General features: G+C 73.2%; 11 protein-coding genes. 4 read left to right on the plus strand and 7 right to left on the minus strand.

Annotated features, from left to right (window positions below):
* Nucleotides 1-13: 13 nt before the first annotated feature.
* The gene (locus KW076_RS12230; protein WP_224355567.1) at nucleotides 14-1,063 is read right to left on the minus strand and encodes a dioxygenase family protein; all 1,050 of its coding nucleotides are present in this window, start codon (nucleotides 1,061-1,063) and stop codon (nucleotides 14-16) included.
* Nucleotides 1,064-1,380: 317 nt separating this feature from the next.
* On the opposite strand from KW076_RS12230, the gene KW076_RS12235 reads away from it, so the two are divergent.
* Nucleotides 1,381-5,490, plus strand: coding sequence for a Pls/PosA family non-ribosomal peptide synthetase (locus tag KW076_RS12235; protein ID WP_224355568.1), 4,110 nt, complete (start codon nucleotides 1,381-1,383; stop codon nucleotides 5,488-5,490).
* Complete coding sequence (locus tag KW076_RS12240; protein ID WP_224355569.1) at nucleotides 5,487-6,932, plus strand: heparan-alpha-glucosaminide N-acetyltransferase domain-containing protein; 1,446 nt, start codon at nucleotides 5,487-5,489, stop codon at nucleotides 6,930-6,932. Before KW076_RS12235 ends, KW076_RS12240 begins: the two co-directional genes overlap by 4 nt.
* A gap of 16 nt (nucleotides 6,933-6,948) precedes the next feature.
* On the opposite strand, the gene KW076_RS12245 is transcribed toward KW076_RS12240, so the two are convergent.
* On the minus strand, nucleotides 6,949-8,319 hold the full coding sequence (locus KW076_RS12245; protein WP_434084342.1) for a thiamine pyrophosphate-binding protein: 1,371 nt from the start codon (nucleotides 8,317-8,319) through the stop codon (nucleotides 6,949-6,951).
* A 160-nt stretch (nucleotides 8,320-8,479) separates the two neighbouring features.
* On the opposite strand from KW076_RS12245, the gene KW076_RS12250 reads away from it, so the two are divergent.
* Nucleotides 8,480-9,673 carry an alcohol dehydrogenase catalytic domain-containing protein gene (locus tag KW076_RS12250; RefSeq protein WP_224355570.1) on the plus strand — a complete coding sequence of 398 codons (1,194 nt, stop codon included), beginning with the start codon at nucleotides 8,480-8,482 and terminating at the stop codon, nucleotides 9,671-9,673.
* Between the two features lie 75 nt (nucleotides 9,674-9,748).
* Here the strand turns inward: KW076_RS12250 and KW076_RS12255 are convergent, their stop codons facing one another.
* Both KW076_RS12255 and KW076_RS12260 read right to left on the minus strand, forming a co-directional pair.
* Nucleotides 9,749-10,072 (minus strand): DUF202 domain-containing protein, encoded by a 324-nt coding sequence (locus tag KW076_RS12255; RefSeq protein ID WP_098093547.1) that lies wholly within the window; start codon nucleotides 10,070-10,072, stop codon nucleotides 9,749-9,751.
* A gap of 4 nt (nucleotides 10,073-10,076) precedes the next feature.
* A complete protein-coding gene (locus KW076_RS12260; protein ID WP_224355571.1) occupies nucleotides 10,077-10,496 on the minus strand; it encodes a YidH family protein in 420 nt (139 codons plus the stop codon).
* A gap of 105 nt (nucleotides 10,497-10,601) precedes the next feature.
* Between KW076_RS12260 and KW076_RS12265 the strand changes: the two genes are divergently transcribed.
* On the plus strand, nucleotides 10,602-11,732 hold the full coding sequence (locus KW076_RS12265) for a VIT1/CCC1 transporter family protein (protein ID WP_224355572.1): 1,131 nt from the start codon (nucleotides 10,602-10,604) through the stop codon (nucleotides 11,730-11,732).
* A gap of 96 nt (nucleotides 11,733-11,828) precedes the next feature.
* On the opposite strand, the gene sucD is transcribed toward KW076_RS12265, so the two are convergent.
* The 3 genes from sucD to pcrA all read right to left on the minus strand — a co-directional run bounded on the left by sucD (nucleotide 11,829) and on the right by pcrA (nucleotide 16,779).
* Entirely contained in the window at nucleotides 11,829-12,746 is a 918-nt protein-coding gene (gene sucD / locus KW076_RS12270) for a succinate--CoA ligase subunit alpha (protein WP_224355573.1), read from the minus strand.
* Nucleotides 12,747-12,773: 27 nt separating this feature from the next.
* Nucleotides 12,774-13,943, minus strand: coding sequence for an ADP-forming succinate--CoA ligase subunit beta (gene sucC, locus KW076_RS12275; RefSeq protein WP_224355574.1), 1,170 nt, complete (start codon nucleotides 13,941-13,943; stop codon nucleotides 12,774-12,776).
* 211 nt (nucleotides 13,944-14,154) lie between these two features.
* The gene (pcrA, locus tag KW076_RS12280; protein WP_224355575.1) at nucleotides 14,155-16,779 is read right to left on the minus strand and encodes a DNA helicase PcrA; all 2,625 of its coding nucleotides are present in this window, start codon (nucleotides 16,777-16,779) and stop codon (nucleotides 14,155-14,157) included.
* Nucleotides 16,780-16,862: the final 83 nt, after the last annotated feature.

The raw sequence follows: 16,862 nt of genomic DNA on the forward strand, positions 1-16,862 counted from the left end.
GCACCCGCCGGACTCAGGGGCGCGCCGGGGGCTGACCGCCCTCGCCGCCCGCCGGGGGCTGCCCGCCGCCGGGCCCGCCCATCCCGCCCTGCTCCTGCTCGGTGGTGGTGTCGATCGGGACGTCGATGGTGATGGCGAAGCCCTTCTCCACGGAGCCCGTGATCTGCGGCAGCTGCGTCTCGTAGCCGTCCGAGAAGACGTTGTCCGTCTCGAGGCTGACCTTGGCGAAGTTCGCCGTCGACCCGTCGTAGGCCGACGTGGCGTAGACCTGCGAGGACTGCTCCTCCGGCATGGCGATCTGGGAGGTGAGGACGTTGTTCGTCGCGTCCGTGATGGACGCCTTGTCCGGGAACACCTCGAAGTGCAGGTGCGGCCACCGTCCGTCGTAGCAGCCGGGCCACACCGTGGTGAAGGTGACCGTGCCGTCGTCGCCCACCACCTGGACGCCGCGCAGGTAGGTCTCCTCCGTGATGCCGTCCGAGTACATCGAGTAGCGGCCCAGCGCGTCGGCGTGCCAGAGGTACACGGCGGCGCCGGTCATGGCGGCGTCGCCGTTGGCCATGTCGATCACGTTCATCGTCACCGTGAGCGGGACCCCCTCGGCGACGGTGCCCGTGTCGATGCTCGTGGTCAGGTCGGAGCGTTCGATGCCGGACGCGTCGAGCACGTCCGGGCCGTTGGAGCCGTCGCCCGGGTACGGGCCTGCGGTCTCGGTGACCATCTCGGTCAGGGTGGCCGACGGCGAGGCGCTCGCCGCCGACGAGGAGGCCGCGGGTGACGAGGAGCCGGCACTCGCAGACGTCGAGCTGGAGGAGGACGAGGCGCCCTCCTGGACGCCGCACGCGGCGAGGACGAGGGCCCCCGCTCCCGCGCCGAAGATGCCGAGCGCGTTGCGGCGGGAGACGAGCGTGCCGACGTCGAAGGCGGCGCCCTGGTCTTCGACGTCCTCGGCCGGGCGGTGGAAGGCCCGGCCCTCGAAGGTGGGCGTGACGGCGGGGGCCTCGCCTCCCTCGGTGACCTGGGGGAAGGGGCGGCGGGAGCGGGTCGGGAGCCAGGGGGCCATGGAGTTCCTCTCGTGGGGCGCCCGCCGGTGGCGGGCCGCGTCGAGAGGCCAGCATGGCAACGGATGCAGGACGTTTCCGCGAGATCGGCGGGATGGTTCCAGGACGTCTTCTGGGACGTCACTGACACCGGCGGGACGCCCGCAACCGCCCCGACGCCTTGGCCGGCGCCTCAACCTACCCGTCGGTCCACTTCCATTGCTCAGCCATATGCGATATAAAGGCGACCCACCATCTCACGGTCGAGTCAGCGGCTCCGGCGCCGGGTCGGCCGCCGGCTCGCCGAAGGGCCCCCGGCTCGCCGAAGGAGAGTGGCAGGATGACGACGCAGCAGTTCCACCCGGCCCGCGCGCCGGCGGCGGCCACGAGCGCCGTGGAGTCCGAGGACCGCGCCCTCTACCCGGTGGAGCCGCCTCCGGCACCCCGGACCCTCGTCGACATTCTGAAGGCGACCGCGGCGGCCCACCCCGACGCCGTCGCCTTGGAGGGCCATGGCCCCGGCGGCTCGGCGGCGCTGAACTACATGCAGCTGCTGGCGCGGGCGGAGCAGGTCGCCGCACGGCTGCGTGAGGCGGGGATCGGCCCCGGCGACCGGGTCGGTCTCCGCGTGCCCTCGGGCACGACGGACCTGTACGTGGCCCTCGTGGCGATCCTGCTGTCGGGCGCGGCGTACGTGCCCGTCGACTGGGACGACCCCGCCTCCCGCGCCGAGACGGTGTTCGGCGAGGCCGCCGTCGCGTGCGTGATCGGCGAGGGCATGGCGATCACCCCCGTGGACGGCGTCGCCCCGCTGCGCCGGACGGGCGCACCGGGTCTCGAGGACGACGCCTGGATCATCTTCACCTCCGGCACCACGGGGCTGCCGAAGGGGGTGGCCATCACCCATCGCAACGCGGCCGCGCTCGTCGACGCCGAGGCGCGGATGTACCTCCAGGACGACCCGCTCGGCCCGGGCGACCGTGTGATGGCCGGCCTCGCCGTCAGCTTCGACGCCTCGTGCGAGGAGATGTGGCTGGCCTGGCGGCACGGCGCGGCCCTGATCGCGGCTCCGCGCGAGGTCGTCCGGTCGGGTCCGGACCTCGGCGCGTGGATCGCACAGAAGCGGCTCACCGCCATCTCCACCGTCCCGACGCTCGCGGCCCTCTGGCCGGACGACTCGCTGGTCGGCATCCGCCTGCTCATCTTCGGCGGCGAGGCGTGCCCGCCCGAGCTCGTGGCGCGCCTGGCGACGCAGGACCGCGAACTCTGGAACACCTACGGCCCCACCGAAGCCACCGTGATCGCCTCCGGCGCGATCCTGCGCCCGGGCCAGGAGGTCCGGATCGGCCTGCCCGTGCCGGGCTGGAAGCTGGCCGTCGTGGACCCGGAGGGCAGGCCGGTGCGCTGGGGCGAGGCGGGTGAACTCGTGATCGGCGGGGTCGGACTGGGCCGCTATCTGGACCCGGAGAAGGACGCCGAGAAATACGCCCCGCTGGCGGCCCTGGGGTGGGACCGGTGCTACCGGACCGGGGACATGGTGGTCGCGGAACCCGAGGGCCTGGTGTTCGCCGGCCGCATCGACGACCAGGTGAAGATCAGCGGCAAGCGCATCGAGCTCGGGGAGGTGGACGCCCACCTGACCGCCATGCCCGGAGTCCGGGCCGGGGCCGCCGCGGTGCAGCTCACGGATTCCGGGACCGCGGTGCTCGTGGGCTACCTGATGCCGGAGAAGGGCGTCGAGCTGGATCTGCCCCGCATCCGCGAGCTCATGGGCGAGCGGCTGCCCGGCGGCGTGGTCCCCACCCTCGCCGTCGTGGACGAGCTGCCGATGAAGTCCTCCGGCAAGGTCGACCGCACAGCGCTGCCGTGGCCGCTGCCGTTCGACGCCGGTGAGGCCCCGCCGCTGCCCGAGGACCTGCGCTGGCTCGCAGAGCGGTGGACCGCCGTGCTCGGCCCGGCGCCCTTGACGCCCGAGTCCGACTTCTTCGCCCTCGGCGGCAGCTCCGTGGCCGTGGCCCACCTCGTCACCGCACTGCGCGAGCACCACCCGCAGCTCGAGTTCCCGCAGGTGTACGCCAACCCCACCCTGGCCGGGATGGCGGACCTCCTGGCCGGCATGGCGGACTCCGGGCCCCGTGTCGAACGGCGGCAGCCGGCCGCGATGCCGCGCTTCACCGGCCCGGCGCAGATCGCCTGGGTGACGGCCCTGACCGGGGTCGCCGGTCTGCGCTACGTGGCCGGAGCGACCGTGGCGATCTGGGCGCTGGGCCAGTTCTTCGGGGCCGGCTGGGTGGTCACGCCGCCGGTGCTGCCGACGCTGATCGCCTGGGCCGTGCTGTTCTCCGTCCCCGGGCGGCTCTACGGCACCGCGCTCGTCGTGCGAGTGCTGAACGCCGGGCTGCGGCCGGGCCGCTACCGCCGCGGTGGCCTCACCCACCTGCGGGTGTGGGCCGCGGACCGGGCGATCGCCACGGCGAGGCTGGAATACCTGCTCGGGGGGCCTGCAGCCTCGCACGTCCACCGCGTGTTCGGCACTCGGGTCGGCAGCGGCGCCCACCTGGATCACATGCCCTCGGCCACCGGCCTGGTGCGGATCGGCCACGGCGTCAGCGTGGGCGCCGAGGCGGACCTGCACGGCCACTGGGTCGAGGCCGGCACGTTCGTCCTGGGTGAGATCGTGGTCGGCGACCACGCCCGCATCGGTGCACGCAGCATCGTGCTGCCCGGCGTGCGGGTGGGCTCCTGGGCGGAGATCCAGGCCGGTTCTCGGGTGGCGTCCTCGGTCCCGGCCCACGAGTACTGGGGCGGCTCCCCGCTGCGCCGGCTGGGGGAGGCCGGCGTCACGTGGCCCTCGGAGGACCCGCGGGCGGCCCGGGGCGTCCGCGCATGGCCGGTGGCCCTGGCCGCGGCGGGCCAGATGTTCACGCTGGCCGTCCTCGCCCTGCTGCCCATGGTCGCCCTGCTGCCCTGGGTGGTGCTGGTGCTGAGCCCGCTGCGCGGGGCGACCGACTTCCGGGACGTCCTCCCCGTGATGGCGCTGTGGGTCCCGGTGGTGGTGGTCCTGGCCGTGCCCACCTGGTTCCTTCTGGTCTCGGCCTTCGTCCGGCTGCTCGCCCCCCTCGTCAAGCCAGGCTTCTATCCCGTGCACTCGCTCCAGGCGTGGGCGGCGTGGAGCATCCAGAACGTCATGCGCCGCACCCTGATCGGCACCTATCCCGTCTACGCCTCCTCGGCCACCCCCTGGCTCATGCGGCTGATGGGCGCGCGGATCGGCCGGAACGTGGAGATCTCCACGGTGGAGGCGATCCCCCACCTGACGGTCGTGGAGGACGGGGCCTTCCTGGCCGACCACTCCATGGCCGCCGTGCCCCGCGTCGGACGCGGATGGGTCCACATCGGCTCCACGGTGATCGGTCGCGGCTCCTTCGTCGGCAACTCGGCGATCGTCGGGCCGGACCGCGATCTGCCGGACGACGCCCTGGTGGCGGTCCTGGGCGTCTCCCCCCACCGGCCCGCACCGGGCACGTCCTGGCTGGGCCGCAGCCCCACGGCCATCCCCCGCGTGAAGGTGGCGGCCGACGCCGCGGCCACCTTCGCACCGCCCCGGCGTCTCAAGGCCGCCCGCTGGGCGGTGGAGCTGTGCCGCTTCGTGCCCGCCTTCATCGTGGGCTGGCTGGACATCGCCGTGGTCTACTTCCTCGCCACCGTGTACATGGGCGCCTCGGGCCAGGGCTCGGACCCGCTGCGCGGCGTCGTCGTCGCCACCGTGGCATCCCTGCCGGCGGCGGTGGCCGCCGCGCTCATCGCCTCGGCGATGCCGGTGCTGTTCAAGTGGGCGCTGGTGGGCGAGTTCGTCCCCCAGGACCGCCCCCTGTTCTCCTCGTTCGTCTGGCGCAACGAGCTGATGGACGCCTTCGTCGAGGTGCTGGCGGTCCCCTCACTGATCCGCATCGGCCTGGGCTCCCCCGTGCTGACCATGTGGGCGCGGTGGATGGGCGTGGAGATCGGCCGGAACGCGTGGGTGGAGTCCTGGTGGCTGCCGGAGACGGACCTGGTCTCGATCGCGGACAACGCGACGGTGAACCGCGGGACCGTGCTGCAGACCCACCTGTTCCACGACCGGGTGATGACGATGCAGCCGGTCCGGCTGGACGAGGGCGCGACCCTCGGGCCCAACTCCTTCATGCTCCCGGGCTCCAGCCTGGGCCCGTGTGCCACCGTGCGGCCGGGCTCGCTCGTGCTGCGGGAGGACGCGGTCCCCGGGCACTCGGACTGGTCCGGCAACCCGATCCGGGCGGTGCAGGACGCCCCCGCGGCCGCGGCCACCGGTGACACCGCGACCCGCGCTCGTGCCCGCGCCGATCACCTGGACGCGGACGAGCGCCCGCAGACCGGGCCGATCCCGGTCGTCGCCACGAGCACCCCTGCACGAGAGGAGCCGACGTCGTGACCCCGAAGCATCGTCAGGACCCGTTGGCCGAGCCGCCCGAGGGTGACTTCACCGAGGCACGGCCCGCCCCCGGACGACGTCCGTCGCGCACCCCGTGGACGGACATCTCCCGCCGACGCGCGGACGCGGCCCCGGATACGGCGGCGCCCCCGCCGCCACCGCCCCCACCCGGCAAGGTCGGCCATCGGGATGCCCCGCCGGTCAGCTGGCGGACCCAGGCGCTGCGCTCGGCCCGGCGCCTGCACGGCCTGGACCTGGCCCGGTTCCTCGCCCTCGCCGGGATGATGGCCGTGCACGTGTGGGCGGACGCCATCGACGACCGCGGCCTCGGCGGATTCATCGGCACGGTGGTGGCCGGCAACGCGGCCGCGGTCTTCGCGTTCCTGGCCGGCATCACCCTGATCTTCCTCTCCGGGGGGAGCCGCGGCGCCCGGGGACGGGACCTGCAGCGGGCGCGCGTCGCGATCGCCGTCCGCGCCGTCATGCTGCTCGTGATCGGCCTCGGGCTGAACCTGATCGACTTCCCGGCGTACGACATCCTCCCCTACTACGCGATGCTGTTCCTGCTGGCGATCCCGCTGCTGGGGCTCGGGCCCGCGGCGCTGGCCCTGTGCGCGGCGGCCGCCCTGCTGACCGGGCCGGTGCTGCGCATGGTCCTGGTCTCCACCGGCACACCGGTGCCGGGCTTCGACCCCACCCTCATCTCCCTCTTCGCCCGGCCCGGCCCGACCCTCATCCAGCTCTTCGTGACCGGCACCTACCCGGCGATCACCTGGATGGCGTATGTGTGCGCCGGCATGGCGGCGGCTCGCCTCAACCTCTTCGACCGCCAACGCCAGGCCTTCGTGGCGGTCGGCGGGCTCGCCGCCACCGGGGTGGCCGCGGGCCTGAGCTGGGCCGCCCTGCACGTCTGGGACGGCCGCGAGCGCATCGCCGAGGTGACCGGCATCCGGCCCGACCTCGTGGAGCTGCGGGCCTCCCGCGGCCTCAGCGCGGAGATGCTCTCGACCACCCCGTGGTGGCTGGCCGCCCGGGGACCCCACCTGGACACGCCGCTGTCCACGCTGCATGCCGTGGGCGTGGCCGCGGCGGTGGTCGGCTTCGTCCTGATGCTGACGTCGGGCCTGATGCGCCCCGACGGCTCCCTGCCCGCCTGGACGGAGCCCCTGCGCGCGGCCGGGTCGATGTCCCTGACGGTGTACGTCTCGCACCTGCTGCTCCTGACCGTGCCCGGGTGGGAGGAGCGGCGGGGGTGGTTCTTCGTGGGTCAGCTGGTGCTGCTGGTGTCCTTCGCGACCCTGTGGCGGCGGGTGTCCGCCCAGGGTCCGCTGGAGACCGTCGTCTCCCGCGTCCCCAAGGCGGTGGCCCGGGCCCTCGTCCCCGGTCGGCCCGCCGGGGCGGGGCCGGACTACGAGCCGCTCGAGGCCGCCGACCCCCGCTGAGCCGCGCCGGGCCGCCTCAGACCTCCGGGGCCTCCCCGAGGTGGCTCGGCGCCCACATCGCCAGGCGGGTCTGCACCACGACGACGTTCGGCCCGTCCGCCTGGAACGCGCGCTCGAGCGCGCCGCGCACGTCCTCCACTCCCACCGTCTCGGCGGGCACGCCGAAGGAGGCGGCGAGGGCCTGGAAGTCCGGCCGGTCGAGCTCGGTGGCCGTGGCCTTGCCGAACGCGCCCTCCATGTACTCGCGCAGGATGCCGTACCCGCCGTCGTCGATGATCAGCCACGTCACGTCGACGTCGTGCTGGCGCGCGGCGGCCAGCTCGGCGAGCGAGTACATGGCCGAGCCGTCGCCGGCGACGGCGAGCACGCGCCCGTCGATCCCGGTGCGTCCCTGGTGGGCCAGGCCCACCGCGCCGCCGAACGCGGCCGGGAACCCGTAGCCGAGTCCCCCGGCGCCCTGCGCCGAGTGGAACTCGCCGTCCTGCGCGTCCCAGCAGTTCCATGCCCAGTAGGCGGCGATGGTCATGTCCCAGTACGTCTGCATGGTCGACGGGACGGCGGCGCGGATGTCCGCCAGGAGCCGGCGCTCCACGCCGAGGTCCTGGGCGTCGAGGCGGGCGGTGATGCGCGCGTTGACGTCGGCGACCACCTCGGCGGGGGTGCGGCCGTGCCAGACGGCGGCGTCCCGCGCCACCGAGCCCGACTCGCGCAGGGCGGCGGCGAGGGCCTGGAGCGCCTGGCCGGCGTCGGCCCGGACGCCGAGGGTGGGGTGGTTGGTCTCGAGGACGCGCGGCTCGGCGTCGACCTGGATGAGGCGGCCGCGGGGCTCGAGCGTGAAGTAGTTGGAGGTGACCTCGCCGAGCGAGGAGCCGACGACGAGGAGCACCTCGGCGTCCTCGAGCAGGTCCGTGACGAGGCGGTCCTCGACCCAGCCGCCGAGGCTGAGCGGGTGTTCCCACGGGAAGGCGGTGTTGCCGCCCGGCGAGCAGACCACGGGGGCCTGGAGCAGCTCCGCGACCTCCCGCAGGCTCTCCATCGCGGCCCGGCCGGAGCGGCGCACACCGCCGCCGGCCACGATCGCCACCCGCCCGGCCCCGCGCAGCCAGCGCACGACCTCGGCCACGAGCTCGGCGCGCGGCGGATGGTCGTAGGGCACGGCCCGGGCGTCCTGCACCGGGGGCACCATGACCTCGCCGAGCAGCACGTCCTGCGGGATCTCCACCCACACCGGCCCCTGCGGCACGGTGACGGCCTCGGCCCACGCGTCCTGGATGGCCGAGGGGATGCCCGAGGCGTGGTGGACCGTGAACTGGGCCTTGGTGACGCCGCGGCCCGAGAGCGTCTCTGACCGGGAATTCCGGGGCCTGCGGTCCTCCAATGCCCGCACGATGGCCGAGGCCAGGCGGTGCGGCGGCGGGCAACCCTTCCCGCGGGCTCGCCCCGGCCCCTAGTGTCTCCGTACAGCCCGGGACCGGGACTCCCCCTCGGGTTCGCCCCGTCTCTCGCCCCGTCGGGGGCGTCGTTGGAGACAGAAAGGCAACAGTTTCATGACCACCAAGAACCGCGCCGTGGCATTCCACGGCATCAAGGACGTGCGCGTCGACGAGCTGGACTTCCCCAAGCTGGAGATGCCCGACGGCTCCGCTGCCCCGCACGGCGTCATCCTCAAGATCGTCGCCACCAACATCTGCGGCAGCGACCTGCACATCTACCGCGGCTCCTTCCCCGTGCCCGAGGGCATGGTGCTGGGTCACGAGATGACCGGCCAGGTGCTGGAGGTCGGCAGCGACGTCCAGTTCCTGAAGGAGGGCGACCTCGTCTCCGTGCCGTTCAACGTGGCCTGCGGCCGCTGCCGCAACTGCCGCGCCGGCCACACCGAGATCTGTGAGACCGCCAACCCGGAGCAGGCGTGCGCCGCCTACGGCTTCAATCTGGGCAACTTCCAGGGCGGACAGGCCGAGTACCTGTTCGTGCCGTACGCCGACTTCCAGCTGCTGCGCTTCCCGGACCAGGAGCAGGCGATGGAGAAGATCCTGGATCTGGCCGTGCTCTCGGACATCCTCCCCACGGCGTTCCACGGTCTCATGGCGGCCGGCGCCAAGCCCGGCTCCACCGTCTACATCGCCGGCGCCGGCCCCGTGGGCCGGTGCGCCGCGGCCGCCGCTCGACTGCTGGGCGCCTCGTGCATCATCGTGGGCGACCAGGACGCCTCGCGGCTGGAGCTGGTGCGCAAGCACGGCTGCGAGACCATCGACCTCTCCGTCACGGAGAACCTGCAGGACGCCGTGAACGACATCCTCGGCGAGCCGATGGTGGACTGCGCGGTGGACTACGTCGGCTCCGAGGCCCACGGCCTGGGCTCCGAGTCCGATGAGATGCAGCCGATCGCCGCCGTGAACCAGGTCCTGGACATCACCCGTCCGGGCGGCGCCACGGGCATCATCGGCATCTACGGGCCGGACCCGATCGCGGAGACGAAGGCCGAGCAGGAGGGCACCTTCCCGGTGGACTTCGGCAAGGCCTGGATCAAGTCGCCCCACATCATCGGCGGACAGGCGCCCATCATGCGCTACAACCGCCAGCTGATGATGTCGATCCTGTGGGACCGGATGCCGTACCTGACGGAGATGGTCAACCCGCGCGTGATCAGCCTGGACGAGGCACCCCAGGCCTACGCGGAGTTCGACCAGGGCTCCGTGGACAAGTTCATCATCGACCCCCACGGCATGATCGCCCGCTGAGCGGTCCGCCTCCGGAGGCACGACGGCGCCCCTCACCTGCCCGCGCAGGTGAGGGGCGCCGTCGTCGTCCGCGGATCAGGCCGCGTGCAGCAGCGTGGCGGTGATCCCGAGGACCGCCAAGCCCACCACCAGCGCGACCATGCAGGCCACCGACGCCAGGGCCGGCCGGGCCTGCTCCCGCGCGATCCCGTCCGCCTGCGCCACATAGCGCCGGCGCTGCGTGGCCAGCACCGCCGCCCCGCCGACGGCCGCCACCACCGCAGGCCCGAACGCCCACGCGCCGACGGCCGGCCACCACCTCAGGAACGTGAGGCTGAGGACGCCCAGCGCCAGGACCGTGCGGCCCCAGCTCATCACGGTGCGCTCGGGCTGCAGCCCGGGGTCGTGGTGCAGGCGCATCGCCTCAGCCCCGCGGCAGGACGACGGCGAGCATCAGCACCACGACGGCGAGGACGACACCCCCCGCGAGGACCGGGACGATCAGTGGCAGCGGCAGCGGACGGCCGCGGCGCATCGCGCGCTCCACCCGGAGCCATCGCGCACCCGCGCCCAGGGCGAGCAGCGCCGCCAGGACGAGCAGCACCGTGCTCAGCGCCACCCGAACCGGTGGCGCGAAGAGGGCTCCGGTGAACGCCTCCACCGCGACCCCGCCGGCCAGCAGCGCCAGAGCCGTCCGGACCCAGGCCAGGAACGTACGCTCGTTGGCGAGCGTGAACCGGGGGTCCGGCTCGTCCCCACCCGCCAGGAGGCGGTGCTGCCAGGCCGGCCGGCCGCCGTCGTACGCGGCGGCCTCGGGGCCGTCGGGGGTCTCCGCTGCGTCCATGCGGCCATGGTAGCGGCGGCGTAGACTGGCCGGTCGAGCGCGCCCAGCCGCCGCGGCCCGCGACGGCGGCGCCCCATCCGCATCCCGCCCGTCCGATGGAGCCCCATGAGTCCCGCCCATGCCGCCACCCCCGCGGCACTCCCCGAACCCACCCGTGAACAGGTCCGACGCTGGCGCCGCTACCTCGCCGACGAGATCGCCGAGGGCCAGATCTACCGCGACATCGCCGCCAGCAAGGACGGCGTCGAGCGGGACATCCTCATCGGCCTGGCCGAGGCGGAGAAGCGGCACGAGGAGCACTGGCGCGCGCTGCTCGGCGAGCACGCCGCGCACCCCCCGCGCCCCTCCGTGCACCGCATCCTGCTGCGCGCCCTGGCCCGCGTGTTCGGCTCCGTGTTCGTCCTCGCCCTGGCCCAGCGCGCCGAGTCGGACACCCCCTACGCCAAGGACCAGGACGCGACCGAGCACATGGCCGCGGACGAGCAGATCCACGAGGAGGTCGTCCGCGGGCTCGCCTCCCGGGGGCGCGAGCAGCTGGCCGGCTCCTTCCGCGCGGCCGTGTTCGGCATGAACGACGGCCTCGTGTCCAACCTCGCCCTGGTCATGGGCATCGGCGCGACGGGCGTGGCCTCATCCGTCGTCCTGTTCACGGGTGTGGCGGGCCTGCTGGCCGGCGCCCTGTCCATGGCGGCCGGCGAGTACGTGTCCGTGCGGTCCCAGCGCGAGCTGCTCGAGGCGTCCTCGCCGACCCAGATCACCCTCGAGGCCGCCGAGCACCTCGACCTGGACCGGAACGAGCTGGAGCTGGTGTACCTGGCGCGCGGCATGACCCCGGAGGACGCCAAGCACCGCGCGCTCGAGCGCCTCGGCTACCTCTCCTGCGACTGCAACCCGCAGTTCTCCGCCCGCCCGGACGGCTCGAAGGGCCCCGTGGACCACTCGGAGTCCTTCGCTGAGATCGGCTCGGCGTGGGGCGCGTCCCTCTCCAGCTTCTGCTTCTTCGCCTCGGGCGCGCTGATCCCGATCCTCCCGTACCTGTTCGGCATGACCGGCCTGGGGGCGCTCGTCGTCGCCGCGGTCCTGGTGGGCATCGCCCTGCTGTTCACCGGCGGCGTCGTGGGCCTGCTCTCCGGCTCCTCCCCGCTGTGGCGCGGCCTGCGCCAGCTGATGATCGGCTACGGCGCCGCCGCCGTGACCTATCTGCTCGGCCTGCTGGTCGGCGGCAGCATCGGCTGACGGATCCCCGCCCCGGCACACGACGACGCCCCCTCCCTTCCACGTGGAAGGCGAGGGGGCGTCGTCGTCAGGCGCTCAGCCCGGGATCAGCGGGGCTCAGAGGCCCTTCATGATCTCGCGCATGAGGTCGGCGGTCTCGGAGGGGGTCTTGCCCACCTTCACGCCGGCGGCCTCGAGGGCCTCCTTCTTGGCCTGGGCGGTGCCGGCGGAGCCGGACACGATGGCACCCGCGTGGCCCATGGTCTTGCCCTCGGGGGCGGTGAAGCCGGCCACGTAGCCGACGACCGGCTTGGTGACGTTGGCCTTGATGAACTCGGCCGCGCGCTCCTCGGCGTCGCCGCCGATCTCGCCGATCATCACGATGGCCTTGGTCTCCGGGTCGGCCTCGAACGCCTCGAGGGCGTCGATGTGGGTGGTGCCGATGACCGGGTCGCCGCCGATGCCGATGGCGGTGGAGAAGCCGAAGTCCTTCAGCTCGTACATCATCTGGTAGGTCAGCGTGCCGGACTTGGACACCAGGCCGATGGGGCCGGAGCCGGTGATGGTGGCCGGGGTGATGCCGGCCAGGGCCTCGCCCGGGGTGATGATGCCGGGGCAGTTCGGGCCGATGATGCGGGTCTTCGGCTTGCCGTCCTCGCCGGTCTTCGACTGGGACAGGGCGAAGAACTCCGCGGAGTCCTGCACCGGGATGCCCTCGGTGATGACCACGAGCAGCGGGATCTCGGCCTCGATGGCCTCGATGGCGGCGTCCTTGGCGAAGGCCGGCGGCACGAAGGCCACGGACACGTCCGCGCCGGTCTTCTCCATGGCCTCGGCCACGGAGCCGAACACGGGCAGCTCGACGGCGTTGCCGTCCTCGTCCTCGTGGGACACGGTGGTGCCGGCCTTGCGGGCGTTCACGCCGCCCACGATGTTCGTGCCGGCCTTGAGCATGAGGCGGGTGTGCTTGGTGCCCTCGCCGCCGGTGATGCCCTGGACGATGACCTTGGAGTCCTTGTTCAGGTAGATCGACATAGCTGTTTCCTCAGTCTTTCCGAACGGTCAGTTCGCGGAGTGGGCGAGCTCGGTGGCCTTGTCGGCGCCCTCGTCCATGGTGGCGGCCAGGGTGACCAGCGGGTGGTCGGCCTCCTGCAGGATGCGGCGGCCCTCCTCCACGGCGTTGCCGTCCAGGCGCACGACCAGCGGCTTGGTGGCGGAGTCGCCCAGGATCTCGAGGGCCTTGACGATGCCGTTGGCGACGGCGTCGCACGCGGTGATGCCGCCGAAGACGTTCACGAACACGGACTTGACCTGCTCGTCGCCCAGGATGACGTCGAGGCCGGCGGCCATGACCTCGGCGTTCGCGCCGCCGCCGATGTCGAGGAAGTTCGCGGGCTTGACGCCGCCGTGGTTCTCGCCGGCGTAGGCGACGACGTCCAGGGTGGACATGACGAGGCCGGCGCCGTTGCCGATGATGCCGACCTGGCCGTCGAGCTTGACGTAGTTGAGGTCGTTGGCCTTGGCCTTGGCCTCCAGCGGGTCCTCGGTGGTCTTGTCCACGAGGCCGGCGTGGTCGGCCTGGCGGAACTCGGCGTTGTCGTCCAGGGAGACCTTGCCGTCGAGGGCGAGGATCGTGCCGTCGCCGGTCTTCACGAGCGGATTCACCTCGACGAGCGTGGCGTCCTCGTTCTTGAAGACCTCGCCCAGCTTCACGATGACGGCGGCGACGTCGGCGCGCAGCTCCTCGGGGAAGCCGGCCTCGGCGACGATCGTGTCCGCGGTGGCCTGGTCGAGGCCGGTCAGGGCGGAGACGGGCACCTTGGCGAGGGCCTCGGGGCGCTCCTCGGCGAGCTGCTCGATCTCCATGCCGCCCTCGACGGAGCACATGGCGAGGTAGGTGCGGTTGGCGCGGTCCAGCAGCACGGAGAAGTAGTACTCCTCGGCGATGTCGGCGCCCTGGGCGATCATGACCTTGTTGACGGTGTGGCCCTTGATGTCCATGCCGAGGATGGCCTTGGCGTGCTCGTAGGCCTCGTCGGCCGTCTTGGCGACCTTCACGCCGCCGGCCTTGCCGCGGCCGCCGACCTTCACCTGCGCCTTGACGACGGTCACGCCGCCGATCTTCTCCGCTGCGGCCTTGGCCTCTTCGGGGGTCTCGGCGACGATGCCCTGCAGCACGGGGACCCCGTGCTTCTCGAACAGATCGCGCGCCTGGTACTCATACAGGTCCACGGTGGGTGTCCTTCTCAGTCGAAGACTTGGGTACTGCCGACGCGCGTCCTGTGTGACCACGCCGGCCTCGGCGCCGCCGCCCCCCGGGAGCGTGCGTGCGCAGGGCACGGCGCAGCGGCGGACGACGGCGTTCCAGCGCCCACTCTAGTGCACCCGACCGACCGTTCGGAGGCCTGCCTCCCCCGTCCCGGCGCGGAATTCCGGGGGCGCCTCAGCCCTCCACGCGGGTCAGCGGGGCGTAGCGCAGCAGCAGGCGCTTCTGCGCCCCGGTGGCGTCGAAGGTCACCGTGGCCACGGTCTTGTCCCCCGTCCCGGCGACGGCGTCCACGCGCCCGGCCCCGAACGTCGCGTGCTCCACGCGGTCCCCCGCGGAGAGCGCCACGACCTCCTTCTGGGGCTGCACCCGGGACGGCGCGCGGCCGCGCACCACCGAGGACGGCACGGTGAGGTCGGCGGCCTCCTCGCCGCGGGTGAGCCGCTGCGGGCGGTTCGAGGCGAGCCCGCCCCCGACGCCGCCCGCGGCCCGGTCGCCCCAGGCCCCGGTCATGGAGCCGCGCCGGGCCGAGCCCGACCCGCCCCCGGAGAAGCGGTTCGCGTAGCGGGAGGTGCCCGCGCCGGCGAGGCTGGTCAGGCCCCCGAAGGAGCGGTCCGTGCCGGCGCGCTCCCACTCGATCAGCTCATCGGGGATCTCCCCGAGGAACTGGCTCGGCGGGTTGAACTGGTGCTGGCCCCACAGGGAGCGGGCCTCGGCGCGGGAGAGGTGGAGGCGGCGTCGGGCGCGGGTGATGCCCACGTAGGCCAGGCGGCGCTCCTCCGCCATCTCCTTCTCGTCCGTGAGGGAGCGCGAGTGCGGGAACACGCCGTGCTCCATGCCCGTGAGGAACACCACGGGGAACTCCAGACCCTTGGCGGTGTGGAGGGTCATGAGCGTGACCTGGCCCTGCTGCTCGGCCAGCTCCTCCCCCTCGACGTCCGGGGCGGCGGGCAGCTGGTCCGCGTCCGCCACGAGCGCCACCTGCTCGAGGAAGTCGGTGAGGGTGCCCCCGGGGGTGCCCTTCTCGAACGCGCGGACCACGGCCACGAGCTCACCGAGGTTGTCCGCGCGGGACTCGTCCTGCAGGTCCTCGGACTCGCGGAGGGCGGCAAGCATGCCGGACTGCTCGAGGACAGCCTCCAGCACGGTGGCGGGCCCGGCGGACTCGGCCACCTGGGCGAGGTCGTCCATCAGTTGCACGAAGCCCTGGACGGCCTTGAGCGAGCGGGTGGCCATGCCCGGGGCGTTCTCCGCGTCGCGGAGCGCCGTGAAGAACGGCACCCGGTTGCGCTCGGCCCACGCGGCGACGGCGCCCTCGGCCCGGTCCCCGATGCCCCGCTTGGGCTCGTTGAGGATGCGGCGGACGTTGACGTCGTCGTCGGGGTTGACGATCACCCGCAGGTAGGCGAGCGCGTCCTTGATCTCCTTGCGGTCGTAGAACCGGGTGCCGCCGATGACGCGGTACGGGATGCCGCGGGTGACCAGGCGCTCCTCGAGCGCACGGGACTGCGCGTTGGTCCGGTAGAACACGGCGACGTCGGCGGGCCGGATCCCCTCCTCGTCCTGCAGGCGATCGATGGTGGAGGCGATCCACTCGGCCTCCGCGGACTCGTTCTCCGCGGCGTAGCCGATGATCCGCGGGCCCTCGCCCTCGGCGGTCCACAGGTCCTTCTTGCGGCGGTCCGGGTTGTGCGCGATCACCGCGTTGGCGGCGTCCAGGATGGTCTGCGTGGAGCGGTAGTTCTGCTCCAGCTTGATGGTGGCGGCGTCCGTGAAGTCCTGCTCGAACTCCACGATGTTGCGGATGTCTGCCCCACGGAACGCGTAGATGGACTGGTCCGAGTCGCCGACGACGGTCAGCTCGCCGCCCGGGGTGTCCACGCCCTCCGGCTCGCCGGCCGGGCCGGAGAGCAGCCGGATGAGGCGGTACTGGGCGTGGTTGGTGTCCTGGTACTCGTCCACGAGCACGTGGCGGAACCGGCGGCGGTAGCCGTCCAGCACCCGCGGGAACGCCTCGAACATGTGGACGGTCATGCCGATCAGGTCGTCGAAGTCCAGCGCGTTGGCCTGGCGCAGGCGCGCCGTGTACTCCGTGTAGACGGCGGCCACGGCCCGACCCCACGGGTCCCCCTCGGCCACCCGCGAGGCGTGGTCCTCCGGGTCCACGAGCTCGTTCTTCAGGGCGCTGATCCGGCTCAGCAGCGCCTTGGGGGCGAACCGCTTGGGGTCCAGGTCCTGCACCTTGGCGATCTGCGTGACGAGGCGCAGGGAGTCCGCGGAGTCGTAGATGGTGAACGTGGACTTCAGCCCGATGTTCGCCGCCTCGTTGCGCAGGATCCGCACGCAGGAGGAGTGGAACGTGCTGATCCACATGCGCCGGGCGGTGTCCCCGATCAGCCCGGCGATGCGCTCACGCATCTCCGCGGCCGCCTTGTTGGTGAACGTGATGGCCAGGACCTCGTGCGGGCGCGCGCGACCGGTGGCCAGCAGCCACGCGATCCGGTGCGTCAGCACGCGGGTCTTGCCCGAGCCCGCGCCCGCCACGATCAGCAGGGGGCTGCCCGTGTGCTGCACCGCCGCCGCCTGCTGCGGGTTCAGGCCCTCGACGAGCCCCTCCGGGGTGAGCGGCCCCGCGGAGGGGGCGCCGGCGTCGCGCCCCGCGCCCCACGCGCCGGCCTCGGGGTCCGCCGCCCGGGTCACCGCCGTGGGCACCAGCCCGGGCAGGGCCGTCTCCGGATCCGCGGGGCGGGTCCGGGGGGCGAAGAGGGGGTCGCGTCCGAGGGAGGAGAAGAGGTCAGCCATGGCGCGCTCCAGTCTAGGTGCGGCCGCGGACCCGGTACGGGGGCGCCCGCGGCGCCTGGGAGAATGGGCGCCAGCCCGTCACC

The organism is Micrococcus porci (genome assembly GCF_020097155.1).
GTDB classification, from domain to species: Bacteria; Actinomycetota; Actinomycetes; order Actinomycetales; family Micrococcaceae; genus Micrococcus; species Micrococcus porci.

Excerpts from the sequence above, each read along its gene's own strand:
- KW076_RS12235 (WP_224355568.1), top strand. The coding sequence starts at position 1,381 with ATGACGACGCAGCAGTTCCACCCGGCCCGCGCGCCGGCGGCGGCCACG.
- KW076_RS12230 (WP_224355567.1), bottom strand. The coding sequence starts at position 1,063 with ATGGCCCCCTGGCTCCCGACCCGCTCCCGCCGCCCCTTCCCCCAGGTC.
- pcrA (WP_224355575.1), bottom strand. The coding sequence starts at position 16,779 with ATGGCTGACCTCTTCTCCTCCCTCGGACGCGACCCCCTCTTCGCCCCC.
- KW076_RS12260 (WP_224355571.1), bottom strand. The coding sequence starts at position 10,496 with ATGGACGCAGCGGAGACCCCCGACGGCCCCGAGGCCGCCGCGTACGAC.
- KW076_RS12250 (WP_224355570.1), top strand. The coding sequence starts at position 8,480 with ATGACCACCAAGAACCGCGCCGTGGCATTCCACGGCATCAAGGACGTG.
- KW076_RS12255 (WP_098093547.1), bottom strand. The coding sequence starts at position 10,072 with ATGCGCCTGCACCACGACCCCGGGCTGCAGCCCGAGCGCACCGTGATG.
- sucD (WP_224355573.1), bottom strand. The coding sequence starts at position 12,746 with ATGTCGATCTACCTGAACAAGGACTCCAAGGTCATCGTCCAGGGCATC.
- KW076_RS12265 (WP_224355572.1), top strand. The coding sequence starts at position 10,602 with ATGAGTCCCGCCCATGCCGCCACCCCCGCGGCACTCCCCGAACCCACC.